Here is a 22,137-nt window from a genome sequence, read left to right on the forward strand (position 1 = left end):
TTACGGTGCGGCCGTGTGCAGTCGGCTCGGCAGCCGCAGCCGCTTGATCGGGCCGAAGAGAATGCTCGCCAACCTCGTGTACGGCCAGATCGCGATGAGCAGCAGCAGAATCAGCCCGCGCGCCTGATAGATCAGCGGGGCGTACCGCATGACATCCGGATTCGGATGCAGCGTGAACAGCGAACGGAACCAGGCGAAAAGCGTTTCGGCGGTGCGTGAACCGCCCTCGTCGTACGGATCGAACCGGATCATCGCATGGGTGATCAGCCCACAAGCCAAGGCGGGCAGGGTGATTCGGTCCACCGGGGTGACGGCGGGCCTCGGCGCGGCGGAAATCAGATTCGGCACCAACACCAGCACGATGCCGGTGGCCGCGCAGGGGATGGAGATGGCCTGACCGATCACCAGCGCCGTATGCAGGTTGCCGCCCGGGTGCGTATGCGGCCCCGAGCTGAGCAGATCGATGACGCGCACCATGATACCGACGGTGAAACCGACTCGAAAGGTTAACGCCCCCACCCGATATGGCAGATCTTGGTCCTGCTCGACAGCATCGCGGCCGAACCGGTCGCGCCGGTAACGCCACACATGCCCGACTAGGAAGGACGCGAATGCGCTGTACGGCAGCAAGAGCCACAGCATTGTTGACACCTGTCGAGTTTCCGCGCACCGCGGCCGGTAGGCAAGGGGGCGAAGGACCCTTGTGTCTCGGCCGGTCCACTGACTCGCCGAGTTCGGCGACCGCGAGTTCCGCATTCACCACGGGTTGATCGAATCCAGCTGTTCCGGTGCGGGCCGCAGGATCCACATATCGCCGCGCGGTTGCTCGGATAGTCCCGGGAGCGCGGCCTGTGCCGCGGTGTCGCCCACGTCGGCGGCCGCGTGGATGATCTCGTTGGCGGCGAACGGTTTGAATTCGAGGTCGTCGTACGGCCATTTCCCGGTGCCGGTCGCGGCCGGGATCGTATAGTCCACCGAGCCGAAGATGGTGCCGCCGTTGGGATTACGGTAGCCCCACAGATCGACGCCGACATGCCTGCCGATCATCGCCAGCCGGGTGAGGGCCAGCAGATTGAAGGTCGAGTAGTGCCAGCTGCGGGTGCGGGTGAGCTCCCTCGGCTGGGTGCCGTCGGCCGCCAGCTGTCCGTCGATGCGCGAATTGCGCGCCGCGGCAACGATATCGGCCGCCAGCTGCGGCATGCCCCCGGCGAGCGCGAGTCCGGCGGCCTGCATGTCGAAGAAGGATCCGTGGTTGTTGTCCGCGGCCGCCTCGGCTCTGCCGTTCGGGCTGGTGCGCAGCCAATCCAGGAATTGCCGGTACCAGATCGTCATGCCGATTCGGTCGAGTGGATTCCAGCCGGGCGCGCCGGCGTCGAGAATCGCGGTGGCGTCCATGAGATCGGTGAACTGCTGGGAGAAGTCGATGATGCCGATGCCCTGCCCGTCGAACATGCACGGCACGCCCTGTGCGAAATTCAGGTTGGGATTCATCCTGGTGGCCGGGTCCAGGAACCAGGTGCGCAGATCGAGTATCGCGCGGTCCGCGTACGCGGTGTTGCCGGTGTAATACCAGGCCAGGGTGAGGCTGTAGACGGCATCGAACATCTTGCCGTGCGCGGGTTTGTCCGGAATCGCGTCGACATCGGGATTGCGCCGGCCGTCCCGGTTTTCATAGGGGCAGCCGTTCGGATTGTCGGCGGTCTTGTCCGCGGTGGGCCAGTAATACGGCGCGAGGCTCACGTAATCGTGCTTGTCGCCGCTCGGCGGCAGATAATCCTTGGCTACCACCGTCCACGGGCCTTGATTCATGTACTTATCGGCCATACCGGTGAGGTTGGCGAGCGCGGCAAGCGCCGCCGGGTCGCCTGCCTGGACCGCGGTGCGGGCCGCCGCAAGCCGTTGGCCGTCGAGCACGACGGTATTCGGCACCGGCAGATCGGGCAGCGCGGCGGCGTTCGGCGGAAATACGGTGGTGCCGAGTAATGCGAGCACACCCATTGCCAACGCGCGAACCGGCCTCGCGGTACTGCTGTTCATGGCGGGCACGCTACGCTGGGCGACCACCCGCCACGGCCCGTTCGAATTGCGTCCGCGGCATCGGCCGATGCTATTTGCACATGGCGCGAGACTAAGTTGCGGATAGTTTGCTACAAATTGACCTCGTGACCGATTTGCTCCGGGCCGGAGCGCAGTTCGCGGGATATGTCATTCGCATGCCGCTGGGGAGGGCGGCAGCAGCGAGGTGTATCTCGCCGACGATCCGGTGCGCGGGCGGCCGGTGGCGCTGAAAATACTGAACCGGGACGCCGCCGTTTCCGCGGCGGCGCGCAGCCGCTTCCGCAACGAATACGCGGTGGCGGCGCTGCTGCGGCATCCGAATGTCATCACCGTATTCGACCACGGCCAACTCGACGGCCGCCCCTGGCTCACCTACGAGTACGTACCCGGTGGAACCGCCGTCGCGCTGGTGCCGGATCGGCATGCCGAAATGGATCCGGTCCGCGTGCTGCCGCTGCTGGCGGGTATCGCCGCCGGACTGGACTACGTGCACGGGCGCGAGGTGGTGCACCTGGACGTCAAACCCGCGAATATGCTTGTCGGCGCGCATAATTCGGGTGTGCTCACCGATTTCGGGATCGCTCGCCGATCGGCGGACCGGCGGCACGACGGGCGGGTGATGTTCGGGTCGATACCGTACGCGGCCCCCGAGGTGCTGCGCGGCGGCCCGCCGGGGCCTGCGGCGGATCAGTACTCGCTGGCCTGCGCGATCGTCGAATTCCTCACCGGCCATCCGCCGTTCCCGCTGCCGGATCGGCTCGCGGTGATGGAGGCGCAGCTGCGGCGGACGCCGCCGGACGTTTCGGGACGGCGGCCGTGGATTCCGCACGCGGTGGATTCGATTCTGGCCAAATGCCTGGCGAAGGAGCCCGGGGCCAGATACAACTCGTGCAGCGAGCCGGTGCGGCTGATCACCCGCGCGCTGCGCGATATCGAGCCGCCCGCGCCGCGATCCCGGTGGCGCCGTTGAACTTCTACGATCCGGCGACGAGCCCGTTCACGTGCGCGTACACCACGGCCTGCACCCGATCTCGCAGCCCGAGCTTCGACAGTATCCGGGAGACATGGGTTTTGACGGTCTCCTCGCTCACCCGCAGCGTCAGCGCGATCTCCGCATTGGCTTTGCCGTCGGCGAGCAGCAGCAACACCTCGCGTTCCCGCGCGGTGAGCCGTTGCAGTTCAACGGGTTCCCGGCGCGGCGCCAGGCTGCCCGCGAACCGGTCGATCAGCCGTTTGGTCACCGAGGGGTCGATCAGCGCATCACCCCGGGCGACGACCCGAAGTGCCGCGACGAGTTCGGCGGTCGGCATGCTTTTCAACAGGAATCCGCTGGCACCGGCCCGCAGCGCGCGGTAGACGTAGTCGTCGAGATCGTAGGTGGTGAGCACCACGACCTTGGCGAACGCGCCGGGCACCGCCAGGATCGCCTCCGCGGCGCCGAGCCCGTCGAGTTTCGGCATGCGGACGTCGAGTAGCACGATATCCGGCTGTAGCCGAAGGGTTTCCGCGACCGCGGTGCGCCCGTCCCCGGCCTCGCCGACGCAGCACAGATCGGGCTGGGTCTGCAGCGCGAGCCGCAGCCCGGACCGGAAGGTCGCGTGATCGTCGGCCAGCAGCACCCGCACCGTCACGACAGCACCTCGCCCGCAACCGGTTTCGCGAGCGGAAAGGTGACGGCCGTGCGCCAGCTGCGGCGCGCCGGATCCGGCCCGTGGTCGACGCGGCCGTCGAAAAGTACCGCGCGCCGCCGGATTCCGGCCAGCCCGCGATGGGTGACCGGATCGGCGGCCGGAGCCGGATCCGGCGGCAGCGGGTTCTCGCTGGATACGGTCAGCCCGGCGGCGTCGCGCTCGATGCGCAGGTGCACCGAACCGTCGCCGTGCCGAAGGGCATTGGTCAGCATCTCCTGGGTGATGCGGTAGAGGGCGATGTCCAGGGATCCGGGCAGCGGCGCGAAATGCGCACCGGTGACATCCATTCGGACCCGCAGCCCGGCGGCGCGCACCCCGTCGATGAGCTCGTCCAGATTGGCGAGGCCGGGTTGGCGCATGCCGTCGCCGTCGTTGCCGTGCAGCAGGTCGAGCATGCGGCGTAGGTCGTCCATCGCGGCGTGGCTGGAACTTTCGACCTCGTCGAGCGCCTTGGCCAGCACCAGCGTGCCGTTTCGTGTTGCGGCCGAGCAGTTTCGCGCGCCGGACTCGCCTTGCGCCGCGGCCAGGCCGAGCCGCGCGGCGCCCGCGTGCACCCCGATCGCGCTGACGTGGTGGGAGATCATATCGTGCAGGTCGAGCGCGATGGCGCGGCGCTCGTCGAGCACGGCCTCCGCGATGGCCTGCTGCGCGTCGCGACGATCGTTGTCGGCCTTGCGATCCAGCTCCGCGAGGTAGGCGCGGCGCGCGGTGGTGTACCGGCCGACCAGCCACGGCAATATCGAGCTCTTGACACCGACGATGGACAGATGGGCGAGATCGAAATCGCCGTTGTGCATGCGGGTCAGGATCGCGCCCGCGAACAGCGTTGCCATCGCGGCGATTCCGGGCCAGCCGCGCAGCCAGGCGCCCACGCGGTAGCCCGCGATCATCACCCCCGCGTCGTTGCCGCCGTAGCGGGCAGGGGTGTCGTACAACAGGATTCCCGCGGTCAGCATTACCGCGGCGTGCGCCACCGCGATCCGCCCCGACCAGCGCGCGGGCGCGGCGAGCGCGAGATCTGCGACGATAACCGCGATGCAAACCAACCAGTACGCCACCGAGCCGGATGCCGCGGGAAACCGCAGCAGCAGCTGCGCCAGATCCGCGAAAAGCGCGCCGAGCGCCACCAATTGCGATTGGCGCGCCAGCGACCTGACGACGTCACCGCCCGGACCCCACATATCACTTCACCGTCTTCCGTCTCGGCCGCATCGTGGCAGATCGCGGCGATCCGATCATCACTCTGACGGGGGATTCGCGATCACCTCCTGCGGTGATGCCCGAGGAGAATGCCACTCCTAGCGTTGTGCACGATGATGAACACGATGTGCGCCCGATTGCGGGATATCGGCGCGATTCTGCTGTGCGCGGGCCTGATCGCGCTCGGCGGCGCGGGCCCGGCGGTCGCGGACAGCCCGTCGTCGGGTGGTGACGTGCAGGTCGCGCAGACCTTCGACGGGCGCGAGCTCACCGTGATCCTGCGCCGGATCACCTCGGTGCCAGGACCGTTGCGGGTGGATGTGGTGAGCCACGACGGCGACCGAGCCGGGCGACTGACGATCAGCGCGCTGTTCACCGGCGGCGCACCGGGTTCGGCGCCGCGGGGAACGGTGGATCTGCCCGGCACGCCCGGCATGTACGGCACCACGCTGCCGGTGGATCGGGCAGGCCCATGGGAACTCGCGATCGATGACGGTACGCGGGTGGCGCGCATCCCGTTCGTCGCGAGCCCGCAGGTGACTTCGCCGCCGGAGCGCTACGTCTACGGCGGATTCGCCGCCGCCGGAATCTGTCTCGTCGCGACGGTGGTGGTCGCCACCCGGTCCCGGCGCGGCGGATGGGCGCTGCTCCCGGGTGCCGGGCTGGTCGCAGGCATCGCGGTGGCGGTGACCGCGGCGGTGCTCTCGGTGATTTTCCCGCTGCCGCCGCAGCCCGGAGTGCAACTGGATCCGACGGTCGGCAATGTCACCGACCCGTATGCGAGGTCGCAGCCGCCGATCGTGAACTTCTCCAGGCCGCCGGTGAATCTGACCGTCGCACAACGAACTTCACCGGACGGCGCGGAGCTGACGATCGAATTGTCCGATGCCGCGACCGGTTATCCGGTGGACGATCTGATCGTGCACGACAGCGCGCTGATGCATCTGTTGCTGATCTCGCCGTCGGGCCGCCTTTCGCACGTACATCCGATCCGGATCGCGCCCGGTGTGTTCGAGGTGGGGCTGCCCGCACCGGAACCGGGCCACTACGCGGTGGCCGCCGAACTGTCCCGCCGCGGCGGCGGCGTACAGCAGGTCCGCGCCGCGGCCGGACTGGATATCGCCGGCGGCGCCGCCGTCCCGGTGACGAATCCCGCGGGCGCGGGGCGGCGTTCGCTCGGCGATGCACCGGTCGATGTCGCGGTGACCGACGCGGTGGCGGGCGCGCCGGTCACCATCACCGCGACCTTCGGCGACCGCGCCGAGCTGCAACCGTGGCTCGGCATGACCGGGCACATGATCGTCGCGGGTCCGCTCGACATCGCCGAACCCGCGGGCGTGGCAGCCGAACGAGCGCAATTGCTGGCACACGTCCATTCGATGAACGGCGGTTCCGGTTCGATGATCTACAACATCGCACCGGCGAACGGCGACAGCCCGCCCGACGAGACCGTCGCGAATCTCGGTCCGGCCGTGCCGTTCACCTACCGGTTCCCGCTGCCGGGCCGGTACCGGGTGTGGGTCCAGGCCGAGCGCGGCTACCGGGTGCTGACGGTGCCGATCACCGTCGATATTCGCGCGTCAACCGAAAATGGGGGTACACCATGACAATTCGTCAGCCGCCGGTGCGACGCCGGTCCGCCGTCCTCGTCGTCGTGGCCGCGCTGATCCTCGCCGTCGCCGCGCTGGTCTGGTCGCTGTGGCCGTCGAGCGGCGGGCCGACGGTGCTCACCTCGGCGAGCGCGCAGCACACCGTTGTGCTGACCGCGGCCGACTTGCGGGTCGGCACAACCGCATTCGACCTCGAGATCAGCGATGCGCACGGCGCACCCGCAACCCTGGACCAGGTGCGGGTGGAGCCGGTGATGGCGATGATGGGCCACGCCATCGGCGCGGTCACCGCGAAACCGGTGGGCCCGGGACGCTTCCGGGCCGACGGTATCGAGCTGACGATGGCCGGTCAGTGGCAGATCACCGTCACCCTCGTCGACCGGTCCGGCATCGACCGGGTGATCGTGCCGGTCACGGTCGGCAACTGAAATACCTTGTGAGAAAGGACTATTCATGGACATAGCGGCCCATCCGGGCGGGGTTGCCCGGCCGCGGTCCGCCGTCGCGGCACTGCGGATAGACGCCGAACGCGCCGGCGCGCTGACGGTGCTGCTCGGCACCGTGGTTTCGCTGATCGGGCTGAGCTGGGATGTGCAGTGGCACAACGATGTCGGCCCCGACACCTTCTTCACGCTGCCGCACCTGTTCCTGTACTCCGGGAGCGCGATCGCCGGATTCGCCAGCCTGGCGATGGTGCTGCGGGCCACCGCGGCCCAGCGCGCCGACCGCGACATCACTGGATTCCGCGGCGGCGTCCCGGTCCGGGTATTCGGCGGAATGTTCACCGCCCCACTGGGTTACATGGTGGCGGGTGCGGGGGCCGCGTCGTTCCTGCTGTACGGCCTGCTCGATCTCGCCTGGCATTCCATCTACGGTTTCGACGCGGTACTGAACTCGCCGCCGCACATCGCGCTGTTCCTCTCCATGTCGATCACCATGGCGGGCAGCCTGATCATCTTCGCGTCCGCGCGTGAGCAGCTGTGGGGGCGAACGGGTTTCGTGCTCGCGGTGCCGATCCTGATGACGTTCACCCCGATCACCGTGCTGGCGTTCGCGGCGTTGCCGTTGCCGGTCGATCCGCGGACGCTGGGCACCATCTTTTTCGTCGTGCTGTTGCTGATCCTGTCCGCGGGTGTGCTGCGGTTGCCGTACGGCGCGGTGCTCGTCGCGGTGGCACTGGGCGCGATGCAGGGGGTGCTGTGGTGGTTTTCCCCTTGGGCGGCACGGGTTTACGCGGATTGGGTCGGCCTGCCGCTGCGTGACGGGCTCGTCGCGCACCCACCGTCGATTCCGAGCGCTATCCCGGTGTGCCTGATCATCGCCGCAGTGGTGGTCGACGGAATCCGCTGGCAGGCGCTGCGGCGCGGCTGGCCCACCCGCTGGCTGCCCGCGTTGATGGGCGCAGTGGGCGGTCTGGTGATCGGTGTGACGTTCCCGATGCAGCATGTGCTCCTCTGGCATCTCGCGACGCCGTCGGTCTCGCGCCTGGTGACCATTGGCGTGTGGGGTATCGCGATCGGCGCGCTCGCCGGGTTCCTCGGCCAGCGCATCGCGCTGCTGCTGCGCTACGACGAACTGGTCGCGCTGTCCGGAAAGGGACGCTGACATGCGCGTATTACGCACTCTCGCAGCGATTTTCGGTGTCACACTGCTGACGCTGCTGCTCCCCGCGACGCCCGCATCGGCGGTCACCCCGGTGACCGTCGTGCACACCGAGCACGTCAAGGCCGGGCCGTACGACGTCACCCTCGGCTTCTCGGTATGGCCGCTGCGTGCGATGAAATCGCTGGACTTCACCTTCACCCCGGACGGCGGAATCGCCGGGAAATCCGGGAAACTCGTGCTGGACGGTCCCGGCTTCAAGGGCGGACACGAGGTGGAGCCGCTGGTCCGCCATCCCCGCGAGCGCGACGATTGGGGGCTGGACGTTCGCGCGTTCGACGCGCCGGGCACCTACCGCATCGGATTCGAGATCGACGGGCCGGCCGGGCACGGCGCGGGCGCGCTCGAGAATCTGACGGTCCTGGATCAGCCCGGTCCGCCGATCGCCGCCAGCTGGGTGGTATGCGCGCTGCCGGTGCTCGGGCTGATCGCCCTGTTCGCCATCGCGTGGCGACGGGTGCGGCCGGGCCGGATGGCCGCGGCGGCGCCGCTGTAGCTCGCCGGAAAATATCGACGGCGGTGGTGGACGGGCGGGCGGATGTGCCATGGTGTCCCAATGTTCGGTACGCGATTGACAACGATGAGATGGCGTTCCGAATCGGGGCGGTTGGTTACGGTGATGGCCGTCGGATTCGGATTGACGGTGGTGATCACCCGGCTGTATTTGATGGCATCCGGGTATCCGAAGATCGGCGGCAGCACCTATCACATCGCGCACGCGCTGTTCGGCGGGTTGCTGCTGGTGATCGCCTGCCTGGTATTCCTGTTGTTCACGGGCCGGGCGGCACTGAATACCGCGGCGGTGCTGTCCGGTGTCGGGCTGGGCCTGTTCATCGACGAGGTCGGCAAATTCATCACCGCGGACAACGATTATTTCTTCCCGCTCGCCGCGCCCATTATTTATCTGGCCTTTCTGCTCATCGTGCTGGTCGCCCGGTACGCGGCCAGGAAACGGGTGCAGGCGCCGTCGGTGATACTCGGCGAGGTCACCGCGCAGGTGGGCGAGGAGGTCGGCTCCAGGATCGGCCCGCAGCGCCGGGCGAACCTGCTGGATCGGCTGAATCGGTTGGACCGCAGCACCTTCGGGCCCGACATGATCGAATTGTGTGATGCGCTCACCGATTACCTCAACACCACCCACGAGGACAACCGTTCCGCGCTGAGCACCAGGATCGCCCACACCGCGGTGCGGCTCGAGGCGGCGCTGCTGCCGCTGCCGTTCCTGCGGGTCGCGCTGATCACGGTGATGCTCGGCCATTCCGTGTGGACGCTGGTGCGGTTGGTGGCCGCGGTGGTGGTGATCTCCGGCTGGCATTCGCCGTGGCGGCAACTCGATCACATGCTCGACCCGTCGCAGCACCACGGCTGGAAATCCCTTGTCGGTCTGTCGATCGCCGCGGTGGCCGAGTTGATAGTCGCGATCGGGTACGCGGCCGGTTCGGTGACGTGGCTGCGCGGCCGCGCGGAAATCGGTGTGCGCGTGGGAATCTGGTCCACCGTTCTCTCGCTGACCGTGGTGAATGTGCTGGCCAGTTACTTCAGCCAATTCCTCACCGTATTCACCGCGATCGCCGAGGCGGTGCTGCTCTGGCTGCTGATCCGGTATCGCACCAGAGCCGGGCTGACCCGGCCGACCGGTACTGGACAGGTCATGGACCAACCGGCTGCCACGTCGTCCGGAAGCTGAAACACGAAGTAGTGGAACGCCGTTCGACGTACCCTTGGAGGGGCGCCCGAACGCGGTCGCCAGGTAGTGAGCAAATACCAGCAGTCGGCAGGCACGGCAGTGACTGGAGTTCAGCGATGCCGGACAATGGAATTCGAAGAACTGCACTCTCCACCCGAACCGATCCCGGCTTGTCCGGGCCCGCCGCGACGGCGGAATCCCTCAAACACCTACACCGGCTACCCCGGCCACGGAATACCGAACTCGCCCAATTGGATCCGTTCGCGGGCATGGCGGCCGGAATCGCCGCGGCCCGGATGCTGGACCCGGACGAGCGGAATTGGCTCACCGGCCATCTGGCCGAGCTGTCGGGCCGGTGGGACAGCATGCCGCTCGGCAGGCCGTGGTGCGTCATCCGCGGTTCGGCACCGCTCGACGAGCTGATCGTCATCGATGGCGCGATGGTCATTCCGCTCGCACTGGAGCGGGCGGTGATCGGGCCGCCGGAGTGGGATCTGGTGCGGATATCGATGGAGCTGTGGTCGTTCGGCTGGCGGACCGCACCGGAATACGCCGAATTCTGCCAGGCGTACGGCCAGGACGTCACACGATGGCCGGGCTGCTATCTATTGCGCGACATCCAGGAATTCCGGATGGTCGTCGAGGTCACGGTGGCCGCGACGGCCGATCCGGGATTGCGCGGGCAGAGCGCACACCGGCTGGCCTGTATCCGCGGCGATGTCGGTCCCCGGCCGTGGCCGGGGTGGGTTTCGATCGATCAGTAGGGGCGGGCCCGGCTCGCCCATTGCGGATTCAATTCGGCGGCACGGCTTTTCGGAAACGATACGGTGGCCGTGCCGCCATCGGATGTGTAGCGCTGGTCCGGGTTCGCGGCGAGCCGGTCCAGCCAGTAGCCCGAATCGAAGGCGACTCGGGTTCTGCCGGAACGTATTCGGGGCAGCGCGGCGGGGTCGAGCCTGCCGTACGGCGACGGTGCCGGTTCGGCGCCGACGAGTAGGACGGCGTCGAACCGGTAGTCGCGCCCGTCCCAGCTACCGGAGGTGGCCAGCGCGCGATCGGCCGGGTAGACGCCGAGCGGCAGGGCCATGGTTCGCACCGCGACGCCGGGGACGGCGGCCTCGATCGCGCGCAGATTCTGGACGAGTTCGCGCTGCACGCCCGCGCGGTCCAGCCTGCCGAGGTTCGCGTGGGTCGCGGTGTGCGCGCCGATCTCGTAGCCGTGCGCGGCCAGCCACGGCAGTGCGCGCGGATCGCCGCCGAACGGGTCGTTGTTCACGTAAAACGTTGCGGTGGGCCGGAAATCCGGATTCCGCGCACCGAATTCCTGGAGGATGCCGACCGCGCAGTCCGGTGTCGGCGCGCCGCCCTCGGCGAGGGTGAGCTGGCTGCGCGTCGAGTCGTCGAAGGTGAGCACTACCGGATGCGTACCCGCTGGCAGGTCGAGATGTCCTGAGCGGTAATCGGATACGGTGACCGGGCGGTAGCCCTCGCGATGCAGCCGTTCCAGTTCGGCGCGGAATTTGTCCGGGGTCTGGTCGTATTCGCCGAGTGGGTCCGCCACCACCTGGTGATACATCAAGATCGGCACGACGCCGAGCTCGTCGGCGTCGATCGGTGCCGCAGCGGACGCCGCCTGCGGCGCTGCGCTGCTCGTTTCGGCCGGTGGCCGCGGCGCGGGCGCGCCGCAGCCCGCGATCAGGAAAACCATGATCGCCGAGCATATTCGGCTGCCGAGCGCGAACGGACGCGTCATCGATCCAACAATAGCCGCGCGTCGCGATTTCGTTTGCGCGATAGTAATGGCATCGACGAACGAAAGTTGGTGCGCGCGTTGCTCGAACGGATCCGGCGGACAGGGCGGCACTCCAGGACGGTTGGCCGGCGCGGGCGGCCCGGCGGCGGTAGACACCGTTTGACGCTGGCCACGCTGACCGCGGTGTTGTCGATCCTGGTCGTCTCGGTGGCCGTCGGTGCGGTCAGGGCCGAGCCGGAGCGGCTGCCGGTGGCCGGTGTGCCGAACGGGCCGGTCGGTGCGAAAGCGTTGCCGGGCTTGGATATTCAGGTGGACGCGCGCGGCAACGATCCACATGCCGTTCGCCTGACGCTCGACGGTGAACCGGTGAGCGGCCGGGTGGACGGGTCGGTCGTCCACTTCCAGCCCGGCTATCTGCCCGACGGCAAACACACCCTCGGCGCGACCATCCCGCCGCGCGGCTCGCTCAGCTTCCTGCGCACCGGTCCCGGCGTCACCACAACCTTTACCGTACAGAGCAAACCGCCCCGTCTGGACCAGCTGCAGCCGGTCACCGCGCTGTCCTACCGGCATCCGGTCACGGTGCGCGGCAAGGCGATCGGCGCGGAGCGGGTGAGCGTCGGCGATCAGGTGGCCCGGGTGAGCGAGGACGGCTCATTCGAGCTGACGCTGCCGCGGGCGCCGGTCGGCGGCAGGCTGGTGGCCGTCGACGCCGCGGGAAACGAAGCGGCACAGGACATTACGGCGACCGTCACGGTGCCGCAGATCAAAGCGGTGCATGTGACCGCGTATGGCTGGGCCGACGCCGGGCTGCGCGAAGGGGTGCTGCGGCTGGCGCGGGCGGGCCGCATCAACGCCGTACAACTCGATATCAAGGACGAGGACGGTGTGGTCGGCTACGACTCGCAGGTGCCGCTGGCCCGGGAATCCGGTGCGGTCGCGGGCATCTACGACGCACGCGCGGCGGTCAAACAACTGCACGACCTCGGCCTGCAGGTGGTCGGCCGGATCGTCGCCTTCCGCGATCCCACCGTGGCCGGATGGGCTTGGCGCTCAGGGCATCCCGACTGGGTGATCCAGAACCCGGCGGGGCAGCCGTACGCCAGCCATTATGGACCGATCGCGTTCACGAATTTCGCTCAACCCGAAATCCGCAGGTACAACACGGATCTCGCGGTCGAGGCGGCGCGGATCGGCTTCGACGGGATCATGTACGACTACATTCGGCGCCCGGACGGGAGTCTGTCGCAGATGCGCTTTCCCGGCGCGACACAGGAGCCGTCGATATCCATCGCGGATTTCCTGCGGGACAGCCGCGACCCGGTTCGCGATGCGGGCGCCTATTTGAGCGCCGCCGTCTTCGGTATCGCCGCCACCCGGCCCGACGAGATCGCACAGGATATTCCGGCGATGGCGAAGAGCCTCGACTATGTGTCGCCGATGCTGTATCCCTCGCACTGGAACGCGGGCGAATACGGCGTGGCGAATCCCAATGCCCAGCCCTACGACATCGTGTACCGCGCGCTGGCCGATTTCGCCGGGAAACTCGCGGGCACCGGTGCGAAACTGGTGCCGTGGCTGCAGGATTTCAGCCTCGGCGTCGATTACGGACCGGATCGGGTGCAGGCGCAAATCGCTGCCTGCGCGGCGGCGAATGTCGACAGTTATTTTCTCTGGAGTCCAACGGTCACATACCATCTGGATTGAATTCGCCGAATTCCGCCGACGCGCTGAACGGCGCGGCCGAATGTGGTACTCGTACAGCGTGGATGGGACGCCGTTCGGGCGATACCGGTTGCTCGAGCTGCTCGGCGCGGGCGGTATGGGGCAGGTCTACCGGGCATACGACACCGAGACCAGCCGCACCGTCGCGCTGAAGGTGCTGCCGCGCGAATTCGCGCACGACGAGACATATCGCGAGCGGTTCCGCCGCGAGGCGCGGGCGACGGCGCGGCTCACCGAACCGCATATCGTGCCCATTCACGCGTACGGCGAAATCGACGGACGGCTGTTCCTGGACATGCGACTGGTCGAGGGCGCCGATCTCGGGACGCTGCTCGCGGCCGAAGGACGGCTCCCCGCCGCGGTGGCCGTCGAACGGCTCGGCCAGATCGCCGGTGCGCTCGACGCGGCGCACGCGGCCGGACTGGTGCACCGGGATGTTAAGCCGTCCAACATCCTTGTCACCGCGGCCGGGTTCGCGTACCTGATCGATTTCGGTATCGCGGTGGCGGCGGGAGACAGTGCGCTGACCACCGTCGGGTCGGCGATCGGCACCTTCGCCTATATGGCTCCGGAGCGGTTGACCGGCGGCGTCTGCGATGCCCGCTCGGATGTGTATTCGCTGAGTTGTGTTCTGTACCAATGCCTTACCGGTGTGCGGCCGTTTCCCGGCGACAGTGTCGAACAGCTGATCACCGCGCACCTTTCCGCACCGCCGCCGCGGCCGTCGGCGATGGATGCCGGGCTGGTGGCATTCGACGCGGTGATCGCACGCGGGATGGCCAAGGATTCGACGGCGCGATACGACTCGGCGGGCGAGTTGCTGGTCGCGGCCGGGGCGGCGCTGGAAGGAGCTGCGGGGCCGAGGTTTTCGCGAACCGGACCGACCAGGATCAACCCCGCGGGTGCGCGTGCCGCGCCGGAACCGGATGCGGCGCGGCCGAAATCCGCCGGGCCGGGATCCCGGGACCGCATGAGTACGACCGTGATCGTCATCGTGCTGATCGCTCTCATCACCGGCTGGGTGCTGTACGACCACTACTCGAATCGCGCGCACACCTCGAATCCCGTTCCGAGCGTTACCGATTCGCCGACCACCGAAACGTCGGACACCGAAACCGCGACCACCGAATCGCCGTCCGGCGTGCCGACCGCGCCCCGGCTGGGCTCGCCCGGTTGATCCCGGCGGAGTTCAGGCCGGGATCTCGAACCGCGTCGAGAGTCGGTCCGCCAGTGCCGTCAGCGTCGGTGAGCATCCCGCGTGCAGGGTGAGCGTGGCCAGTTCATCGCCCCTGGTCCGCCCGCGGTTCACGATGACAACCGGATGCCCGAGCTTGGCGGCGTGCCGGACGAATCGCAGCCCGGACAGTACGGTCAGCGACGATCCGGCGACCAGCAGCGCATCCGCCGACTCGACGACCGCATATGCGTCGGCGACCCGATCCTTCGGCACATTCTCGCCGAAATACACGATGTCCGGTTTGAGCATGCCGCCACAGCGCGCGCAATCGACCATCACGAAGCCCGTGGTGTCCGCGACCACCGCATCGGCGTCCGGCGCCACCTCCAGCCCGTCGAGCCGCGCCGCCGCGGCGAATCCCGGATTGGCCGCCTCCAGCCGCTCGGCCAGCGCCATCCGGGAGATGAGCGCGTCGCAGCCGAGGCAGCGCACCCGGGCATAGGTGCCGTGCAGGTCGATCACCCGGCGCTGCCCCGCCTTGGTGTGCAGCATGTCGACGTTCTGCGTGATCAGGCCGGTGACCGCGCCCATCCGTTCCAGCCGGGCCAGCGCCCGGTGTCCCGCATTCGGCCAGGAACCGTCCATGCGTCGCCAACCGATGTGGTTGCGCGCCCAATAGCGTTGCCGGAATACGGGATCGGCGACGAACTGCTGGTACGTCATCGGATTGCGGGGCGGCGAATCCGGGCCGCGATAGTCGGGTATGCCGGAGTCGGTGGAGAGCCCGGCGCCGGTCAGGACGGCGATCCGGCGCCCGCCGAGCGATTCGAGCAGCCGCTCGAATCCGGGCGGTTCCTGGATATCGGGCATGTGTCCAGCGTACGACGCCGGTGATCAGCGCCGCCCGCGCAGGCCGAGCACCGCGAGCGCGTAGTCGGTGAACAGCGGCGCCAGCTCGGGTACCCGCGCGGCGCCCGCGTCGACTATCACCCGCCGGGTCCGTTCGCCGATGGCATCGGGTATCAACGCGATGAGGTGGTCGGGCAGCTGCGGCAGCGCCGGATCCGCGGCGCGCGCCTGCGCGTAGAACTCCCGGTACAGATCCGCGAACCGGTCGACGGCGAGATCGCGGTAGGCCACCGCGGCCTGCTCGACCTTGAACGACTCGACCAGTACCAGGCGCGCGAAATCGGCTTCGGCGGCGACGGTTTCACAATATGTCGCCACCATCGACGCGATCTTGGCCACGGCATCCGCGTCGGCGGGCAGCTGCGCGAGTTCCTCCGCGATCCGGCAGGCCACGATATCGATGCCGGTGTGCACCGCCTCGACGAAACACTGCTCCTTGTTCGCGAATTGTTCGTAGAAGGTGCTGCGCGAAACATGGGCCCGCGCCACGATATCGCTCAGTGTGGTGGCCGAATAGCCTTTGTGCTCAACACATTCCACCATCGCCTCGATGAGTCTGCCGCGCGGCGACGCCAGCGCTGTCGACCGGGCCGCCCGATGCCGGTCGGCGAAAGCCGTGCTCACCCACTCCGCCGGCGCACGCTCGCCGGGATCGAACAGGGTTGTCGCGCACGGCCGCTCGTCGGGCATCCATACCTTCTCTCGGGTCGGTTCGGGGTTACGTCCCCACCGCCGGGCCACCGATTCGGCTCGGCCCGCGCCCCATTATCGGGGACGGCGGCGCGGAGTTCAGTGGTGGGCACAGGATCCGGGTCCTCGGTACAGGGCCGGAAGTGACCGAGGTGAAGGATCTGTTCGACATCAGTGGGTCGGGTCACAGTCGGGGGTGATAGCGCGTGTATTGCCGGAATGCGGCAACCGCTGGTCAGGGGTCGGCGTGCGGGTGACGAGGTGTCGGCTCGGATGGGCCTGTGCACAACATCTTTCGGTGCGGTCCTGGGATGATCTCGCGAAACTTCGCAATATGTATGGCATGTCGGTCGATACGTCGAGCGCGATCGACAACCCTGCTAGGGTGATCGAATCGTCGGGTTCCGGGTTGCTGGCGGGACTCCGCTGTGGGTGGTGGGCGGTGCTGGAATCGCCTGTCCCGCAGGTACTGTGCGGTCCGCCGCCGGTCACCCGCCAGGTGCTCGGCATTCGACGCGGACCGTATCCGGCCTGGTCGGCCGCGGTCGGTGTGGCGAGGAAGGTGGGACGAAACTCTGTGGCAGCTGGCTGTCCACAGCGCCGGAGCGGGCCGACACCGGTTGTGGCGTGGTCAGGTTTTCCGGACGATCCCCGAGCTGGTCGACGACGAGAGAACTGATGAATTTGGATATCGCCGTGGTACTTCCGTGGATCATCGCCGCCGTCCTGGTACTCGCCGCGGCGGGGTACGCGGTACGAACCGGGCACGCGAAGCAGGAGCAGATCACCGCGCTGACACGGGAACAGCGGGCCCGCGAGGACGCACTGGAACATTTCGCCGTCAGCACGCTACCCGCCGTGACCGAGGCGGTGCGCCGCTTCGAACCGGCGCCGCGGGTGGAACTTCCCGCCGGACTGGAGGATTCGCGGTTCGCCCAATACCTGCGCTGGATCGCCGAGCGCGGCGCCGAGGACCTGCGCGCGATTCAGGCCGAAACCAGGGAGCGCACCAACCGTGAGGCCGACGAGCGCGCGCAGCAGGCGATCCACGCCGCGGAGGAGGCGACCCGCGCCAAGGTGACCGCGAGCGCCCGCGAGGCCACCGCCGCCGCGGTGCGCTCCTTCGGCACCTCGGTGGTGAGCCTCGGCGCCGACGTCGGCCAGGTGGTGAGCCAGGCGCTGCGCGAACACCGCGACGACGAGGTGTACGGCACGCTGACCCGCATCGACCACACCGTTCAGCAGATGATCCGCCAGGCCCAGTCCTATGTGATCGTCTCCGGCGGCCTGCCCGGCCGCCGCTGGCCGGTTCAGTCGCTGACCGATGTGGTCGGCGGCGCCGTCGGCCGCGTCCGCGACTATCTGCGGGTGCGGCCGAACCAACTCGACCGGATGGTCATCAGCCGCGCCGTCGAACCGCTGGTGCACACCCTGGCCACGCTGCTCGACAACGCGCTGCGCTATTCCCCGCCAACGTCTTTCGTCGATGTGAGCTTCCAGGAGGGGCATCACGGCGTCACCGTCATCATCGACGACGCCGGCGTCAGGATGAACGCCGAGCAGATGGAGGAGGCCAGGCAGGTGCTCGCCAACGAGCGCCCGGTCGACATCCACCAGCTCGGGCCGTCCCCGAAGGTCGGCTTCCCCGGCATCGCCGCGCTGGCCCGCCGCTACGGCTTCACCGTCTACATCGACGGCCCCAACGCCTACGGCGGTATGCGCGCCATGGTCTACATCCCGGAGGCACTACTTGTCACGCCGCAGGTGGCACCGGCGCCGGCCGTGCCGCAGCAGCAGAGCGAACCGCAGCATCAGCCCGCACCCGTCCCCGCCGACGAGATCGCACCGGAGCCCGCTTCGGTGACCGTGAGCGAACAGCCAATGGAGGAGCCACAATTCGCGCTGCACGAGATCACCAACGGCGGACTACCGAAGCGCAGGCGCCGAGATGTCGCGCCTGCCTTGCGGGTTGACGGTCCACGCACCGAACCGGCGCTGGCGCGACCGGATATCGCCGCCGCCTGGCAGACCGGATCCAAGAGCGGCCGCGCCGCCGCTTCCGATCACAGCGAAGGGATGGATTCTTGATGGGCACACCGGCAACCGACAGCGGCAACAAACTGGCCTGGCTACTAGAGGATCTCGAAATTCCCGGGGTCCGCTTCGCGGTCCTGCTCTCCGAGGACGGCCTGCGGATCGCGCATTCGGCCGGCGTCGCCAAGGACGACGCGGAACGGTTCGCGGCCGCCGCGTCGGGGCTGCGTTCGCTCGGTAAGGCGCTCGGCGAATTCTGTGGCGGCAGCGGAAATTCCGTGCGGCAGAACATGACCGAATACGACGAGGGCATGATCCTGATCACCGCGGCCGGTGAGGGCGCGCTGCTCGGCGTCTCCACCACCACCGATATCGACGTGGGCCTCATCGCGCACCGGATGAACGAACTGGCCGGGCGCGTGGGCCGGGAGCTCGGCGCCGAACCGCGCAGGCGAGTCGACCTGCGATGAGCCGGCCACGTCGCGACCCTGACCTGGTGCGCGCCTATGTGCGCACCGGGGGACGCTCTCGGGCCACCCGTGACCTCGACCTGGTCACGCTGGTGGTCGCCGCCAAGGATCCCGCGCCGGGGGCGAGGCCCGACGCGCGCCGGGTCATGGACGTGGTCCGCCGCGGCTCGCTGTCCATCGCGGAAATCGCCGCGTACCTCGATCTGCCGCCCTCGGTGGTAAAGATCGTCGCGTCGGATCTGCTGGACAGCGGACATTTGAACTCACCGGCACCGGCCGATGCGCTGCCGGATCTGGCCCTCTTGGAGGAGGTACTGAATGGGCTCCGTGCTCTCGCCGTCTGATGTCGATCCGGGTGGGTGGCGGTCGGCGGAGCGGGTGAACTACGTCGCCGAGACGGTGACCCGGTCGGTGAAGTTGTTGGTGGCGGGCAATTTCGGTGTCGGCAAGACCACCTTCGTCGGCAGCGTTTCGGAGATCAAGCCGCTGCGCACCGAGGAGACCATCACCGAGGCCAGCGTCGGCGTCGACGATATGGCGGGTCTGCCCGGCAAGTCGACCACGACGGTCGCAATGGATTTCGGTCGCATCACGCTGAATCCCGAACTGGCGCTGTATCTTTTCGGCACGCCGGGGCAGCAGCGGTTCGTGCCGCTGTGGGAGGAACTGGCCCGCGGCGCGCTCGGCGCGCTGGTGCTGGTCGACACCCGCCGCATCGAGAAGGCCGACGAGGTGCTCTCGGTGCTGGAGGAGCGCGGCGTGCCGTATTCGGTGGCGGTGAACCAATTCGAGGGCGCCAAACAGTTTCCGCTCGACGAGGTGCGCGATGCGCTCGATCTCACCCCCGACACCCCGCTGACCATGCTGGACGCCCGCGACCGCGGCACCTGTCTGCGCTCGCTGATCACGCTCGTCGAATTCCTGTTCCGTAGAATGGAAGGACGTCTTTGACCCCGTCGCAGCGACTATCCACCGCCGGGTCCACCGAACAAGCCCGCTGCCCGGTCGCGCACGGGTCGCCGGTGGACACCGACGGACCAAGGGTCGCACTGTATTCCGAGGAGTTCGCCGCCGATCCGCACCGCGCCTACCGCGAAATGCGCCGGAAATTCGGCTCATTGGTGCCGGTGGATCTCTCACCCGGCGTACCGGCGACCCTGGTGATCGGCTACCACACCGCGGTGCGCATCCTCAACGATCCGGACCACTTTCCGGCCGACCCGCGCATCTGGCAGCGCGAGATACCGGGTGAGTGCCCGATTCTGCCGATGCTGGAGTGGCGCCCGAACGCATTGCGCAGCGCGGGCCTCGAACATGCGCGCTACCGGCAGGCCAATATCACGGCCATCGGCGAAATCGATTTGCACGCGCTGCATTCCACCGTGGAACGGATCGCGATCCCGCTGATCAACAGTTTCTGCGGCGACGGCGTCGCCGATCTGATCAGCCAGTACGCCTTCCCGCTCACCTTCGCCGCGTTGAACGAAATGCTCGGCTGCCCGGCCGATATCGGTCAGCAGGTGGCCACCGGCATGGCCGCGATGTTCGAGGGCGTCAACGCCGACAAGGGCAACCAGATGCTCACCGACGCGCTGTACGAGCTGGTGATGCTGAAGCGGCGGGAACCGGGTGACGACGTCACCTCGCGGTTGATCGCCCACCACGCCGGGCTCGGCGACGAGGAGATGATCCATCAGCTGGTGACGCTCTACGGCGCGGGTATCGAACCGCAGCAGAACCTGATCGTGAACACCCTGCTGCTGATGCTCACCGACGATCGGTTCGCCGGAAATGTGTTGGGCGGCAGCCTGTCCACCCGCGACGCGCTGGACGAGGTGCTGTTCAACGACCCGCCGATGGCCAACTACTGCGTCTCGTATCCGAAGCAGCCGATCCTCATCGACGAGGTGTGGCTGCCCGCGCATCAGCCGGTGGTGATCAGCATGACCGGCTGCAACAACGATCCGGCGATCGACGCGGGCGGCTACACCGACAACCGCTCCCATCTCGCGTGGAGCGTCGGCCCGCACGCCTGCCCGGCCCGCTCGGTGGCCTATCTGGTGGTGCAGGACGCCATCGACCAATTGCTCGACGCACTACCCGAAATGCGTCTGTCCGTACGGCCCGAGCACCTCACCTGGCGGCCAGGGCCCTTCCATCGCGCTCTGGTGTCCCTACCGGTCACCTTCCCGAAATCCCCTCCGCTCAACGTGTATTAAGGAGATTCCGATGGATCAACAGCCCCTAGTCCTCGATCCCACCGGAACCGATATCCAGGGCGAATCCGCGCGGATTCGCGAGCGCGGCCCCGTGACAAAGGTGGAATTGCCCGGCGGCGTACAGGCTTGGTCGGTCACCGATCAGGTGCTGTTGAAGCAGCTGCTGGTGGATCCGCGGGTGTCCAAGGACGCCAAACAGCACTGGCCTGCCTTCATCAACGGTGAAATCCCGCCCGACTGGCCGCTTTTCCTGTGGGTGGCGGTGAACAACATGTTCACCGCGTACGGCGCCGACCACCGGCGGCTGCGCAAACTGGTCGCCCCGGCGTTCACCGCGCGCCGCACCGAGGCGCTGCGGCCGCGGATCGTCGCGATCACCGAAGAACTCCTCGACGAGCTGGCCACACAGGACGGAATCGTCGATCTGCGTGAGGGTTTCGCGTATCCGCTGCCGATCCGGGTGATCAGCGAGCTGATGGGCGTGCCGGAGGCGCTGAATCCGGGGCTGCGCACATGCGTCGACGGCATCTTCGACACCACCCTCACCCCGGAGGAGTCGCAGGCCAATTACATGGAGATGTACCGGATTCTGGCCGAACTGGTCGCATTCCGCCGCGAACATCCCGGCGACGATATGACCAGCCTGCTGATCTCGCACCGCGACGAGGACGACGGCTCACAGCTCACCGAGCAGGAACTGATCGACACACTATTGCTCGTCATCAGCGCCGGGCACGAGACCACGGTCAACCTGCTCGATCAGGCTATCTTCGCGCTGCTCACCCGGCCCGAGCAGCGGGCGAGTCTGCTTGCGGGCCAAGTGGGTTGGTCCGATCTGGTGGAGGAATCGCTGCGTTTCGAGGCGCCGGTGGCGCATCTGCCGCTGCGCTACGCCGCCGACGATATCGAGCTGGACGGCGGCATAAACATCGCCAAGGGCGAACCGATCCTGGCGTCCTATGCGGCGGCGAACCGCGATCCGAAGGTACACGGCGCGACCGCCGACGAATTCGACGTGACCCGAGCGACCAAGGAGCACTTGGCCTTCGGCTACGGCGCCCATCACTGCCTGGGTGCGCCACTCGCCCGCCTGGAGGCCGAGGTGGCGCTGCCCGCCATCTTCCAGCGCTTCCCGAATATGCGGCTGGCGGCGGATATTTCGGAGCTCGGCACGGTGGCGAGCTTCATCTCCAACGGGCACCACCAGTTGCCGGTGACCCTGTAGGGATTTCCTTCGAGGGGTGCCGATCTG

22 protein-coding genes are annotated in these 22,137 nt (G+C 67.9%); 15 read left to right on the forward strand and 7 right to left on the reverse strand.

The window, feature by feature from the left end; all coding sequences use genetic code 11:
• Positions 1–756 (reverse strand): respiratory nitrate reductase subunit gamma, encoded by a 756-nt coding sequence (locus tag F5544_RS18945; protein ID WP_342760423.1) that lies wholly within the window; start codon positions 754–756, stop codon positions 1–3.
• Entirely contained in the window at positions 757–2,037 is a 1,281-nt protein-coding gene (locus tag F5544_RS18950; RefSeq protein WP_203217602.1) for an alginate lyase family protein, read from the reverse strand.
• A gap of 163 nt (positions 2,038–2,200) precedes the next feature.
• Here F5544_RS18950 and F5544_RS18955 point away from each other — a divergent pair, with 163 nt between their 5' ends.
• Positions 2,201–3,028 carry a serine/threonine-protein kinase gene (locus F5544_RS18955; protein WP_275107061.1) on the forward strand — a complete coding sequence of 276 codons (828 nt, stop codon included), beginning with the start codon at positions 2,201–2,203 and terminating at the stop codon, positions 3,026–3,028.
• 4 nt (positions 3,029–3,032) lie between these two features.
• Here F5544_RS18955 and F5544_RS18960 read toward each other — a convergent pair whose 3' ends face one another.
• Both F5544_RS18960 and F5544_RS18965 read right to left on the reverse strand, forming a co-directional pair.
• Positions 3,033–3,689 (reverse strand): response regulator, encoded by a 657-nt coding sequence (locus F5544_RS18960; protein ID WP_167474415.1) that lies wholly within the window; start codon positions 3,687–3,689, stop codon positions 3,033–3,035.
• The gene (locus F5544_RS18965) at positions 3,686–4,930 is read right to left on the reverse strand and encodes a sensor histidine kinase (protein ID WP_167474416.1); all 1,245 of its coding nucleotides are present in this window, start codon (positions 4,928–4,930) and stop codon (positions 3,686–3,688) included. The genes F5544_RS18960 and F5544_RS18965 overlap by 4 nt, the downstream gene beginning before the upstream one ends.
• A 132-nt stretch (positions 4,931–5,062) precedes the next feature.
• Between F5544_RS18965 and F5544_RS18970 the strand changes: the two genes are divergently transcribed.
• The 6 genes from F5544_RS18970 (at position 5,063) to F5544_RS18995 (ending at position 10,672) form a co-directional block, all read left to right on the forward strand.
• Entirely contained in the window at positions 5,063–6,556 is a 1,494-nt protein-coding gene (locus F5544_RS18970) for a hypothetical protein (protein ID WP_238847324.1), read from the forward strand.
• Positions 6,553–6,987, forward strand: a complete 435-nt coding sequence (locus F5544_RS18975) for a FixH family protein (RefSeq protein WP_167474417.1) — start codon at positions 6,553–6,555, stop codon at positions 6,985–6,987. Before F5544_RS18970 ends, F5544_RS18975 begins: the two co-directional genes overlap by 4 nt.
• A 25-nt stretch (positions 6,988–7,012) precedes the next feature.
• The gene (locus F5544_RS18980; RefSeq protein WP_238847325.1) at positions 7,013–8,164 is read left to right on the forward strand and encodes a hypothetical protein; all 1,152 of its coding nucleotides are present in this window, start codon (positions 7,013–7,015) and stop codon (positions 8,162–8,164) included.
• Between the two features lies 1 nt (position 8,165).
• A complete protein-coding gene (locus tag F5544_RS18985; protein ID WP_167474418.1) occupies positions 8,166–8,717 on the forward strand; it encodes a hypothetical protein in 552 nt (183 codons plus the stop codon).
• A gap of 123 nt (positions 8,718–8,840) precedes the next feature.
• A complete protein-coding gene (locus tag F5544_RS18990; protein WP_167474419.1) occupies positions 8,841–9,908 on the forward strand; it encodes a hypothetical protein in 1,068 nt (355 codons plus the stop codon).
• A 116-nt stretch (positions 9,909–10,024) separates the two neighbouring features.
• Positions 10,025–10,672 (forward strand): hypothetical protein, encoded by a 648-nt coding sequence (locus F5544_RS18995; protein WP_238847326.1) that lies wholly within the window; start codon positions 10,025–10,027, stop codon positions 10,670–10,672.
• Here the strand turns inward: F5544_RS18995 and F5544_RS19000 are convergent.
• The gene (locus tag F5544_RS19000; RefSeq protein ID WP_167474421.1) at positions 10,666–11,661 is read right to left on the reverse strand and encodes a polysaccharide deacetylase family protein; all 996 of its coding nucleotides are present in this window, start codon (positions 11,659–11,661) and stop codon (positions 10,666–10,668) included. The genes F5544_RS18995 and F5544_RS19000 overlap by 7 nt on opposite strands.
• A gap of 159 nt (positions 11,662–11,820) precedes the next feature.
• Between F5544_RS19000 and F5544_RS19005 the strand changes: the two genes are divergently transcribed.
• Complete coding sequence (locus F5544_RS19005; protein WP_238847327.1) at positions 11,821–13,368, forward strand: putative glycoside hydrolase; 1,548 nt, start codon at positions 11,821–11,823, stop codon at positions 13,366–13,368.
• Positions 13,369–13,426: 58 nt separating this feature from the next.
• Positions 13,427–14,563 (forward strand): serine/threonine-protein kinase, encoded by a 1,137-nt coding sequence (locus F5544_RS19010; protein WP_167474422.1) that lies wholly within the window; start codon positions 13,427–13,429, stop codon positions 14,561–14,563.
• Positions 14,564–14,575: 12 nt separating this feature from the next.
• On the opposite strand, the gene F5544_RS19015 is transcribed toward F5544_RS19010, so the two are convergent.
• Positions 14,576–15,433 (reverse strand): NAD-dependent protein deacetylase, encoded by an 858-nt coding sequence (locus tag F5544_RS19015; protein WP_167474423.1) that lies wholly within the window; start codon positions 15,431–15,433, stop codon positions 14,576–14,578.
• Between the two features lie 24 nt (positions 15,434–15,457).
• Positions 15,458–16,162, reverse strand: coding sequence for a TetR/AcrR family transcriptional regulator (locus F5544_RS19020; RefSeq protein WP_167474424.1), 705 nt, complete (start codon positions 16,160–16,162; stop codon positions 15,458–15,460).
• Positions 16,163–16,840: 678 nt separating this feature from the next.
• Here F5544_RS19020 and F5544_RS19025 point away from each other — a divergent pair.
• Genes F5544_RS19025 through F5544_RS19050 form a run of 6 tightly spaced genes read left to right on the forward strand, consistent with a single transcriptional unit; the run spans position 16,841 to position 22,110 of the window.
• Positions 16,841–18,250 carry a sensor histidine kinase gene (locus F5544_RS19025; protein WP_167474425.1) on the forward strand — a complete coding sequence of 470 codons (1,410 nt, stop codon included), beginning with the start codon at positions 16,841–16,843 and terminating at the stop codon, positions 18,248–18,250.
• Entirely contained in the window at positions 18,250–18,666 is a 417-nt protein-coding gene (locus F5544_RS19030; RefSeq protein ID WP_167474426.1) for a roadblock/LC7 domain-containing protein, read from the forward strand. Before F5544_RS19025 ends, F5544_RS19030 begins: the two co-directional genes overlap by 1 nt.
• On the forward strand, positions 18,663–19,010 hold the full coding sequence (locus tag F5544_RS19035) for a DUF742 domain-containing protein (protein ID WP_167474427.1): 348 nt from the start codon (positions 18,663–18,665) through the stop codon (positions 19,008–19,010). The genes F5544_RS19030 and F5544_RS19035 overlap by 4 nt, the downstream gene beginning before the upstream one ends.
• Positions 18,985–19,617 (forward strand): GTP-binding protein, encoded by a 633-nt coding sequence (locus F5544_RS19040; RefSeq protein ID WP_167474428.1) that lies wholly within the window; start codon positions 18,985–18,987, stop codon positions 19,615–19,617. Before F5544_RS19035 ends, F5544_RS19040 begins: the two co-directional genes overlap by 26 nt.
• Positions 19,614–20,885 carry a cytochrome P450 gene (locus F5544_RS19045; RefSeq protein WP_238847328.1) on the forward strand — a complete coding sequence of 424 codons (1,272 nt, stop codon included), beginning with the start codon at positions 19,614–19,616 and terminating at the stop codon, positions 20,883–20,885. The genes F5544_RS19040 and F5544_RS19045 overlap by 4 nt, the downstream gene beginning before the upstream one ends.
• 10 nt (positions 20,886–20,895) lie before the next feature.
• Complete coding sequence (locus F5544_RS19050) at positions 20,896–22,110, forward strand: cytochrome P450 family protein (protein ID WP_167474429.1); 1,215 nt, start codon at positions 20,896–20,898, stop codon at positions 22,108–22,110.
• Positions 22,111–22,137 lie beyond the last annotated feature (27 nt).

It is taken from the genome of Nocardia arthritidis (assembly GCF_011801145.1).
Taxonomy (GTDB): domain Bacteria; phylum Actinomycetota; class Actinomycetes; order Mycobacteriales; family Mycobacteriaceae; genus Nocardia; species Nocardia arthritidis_A.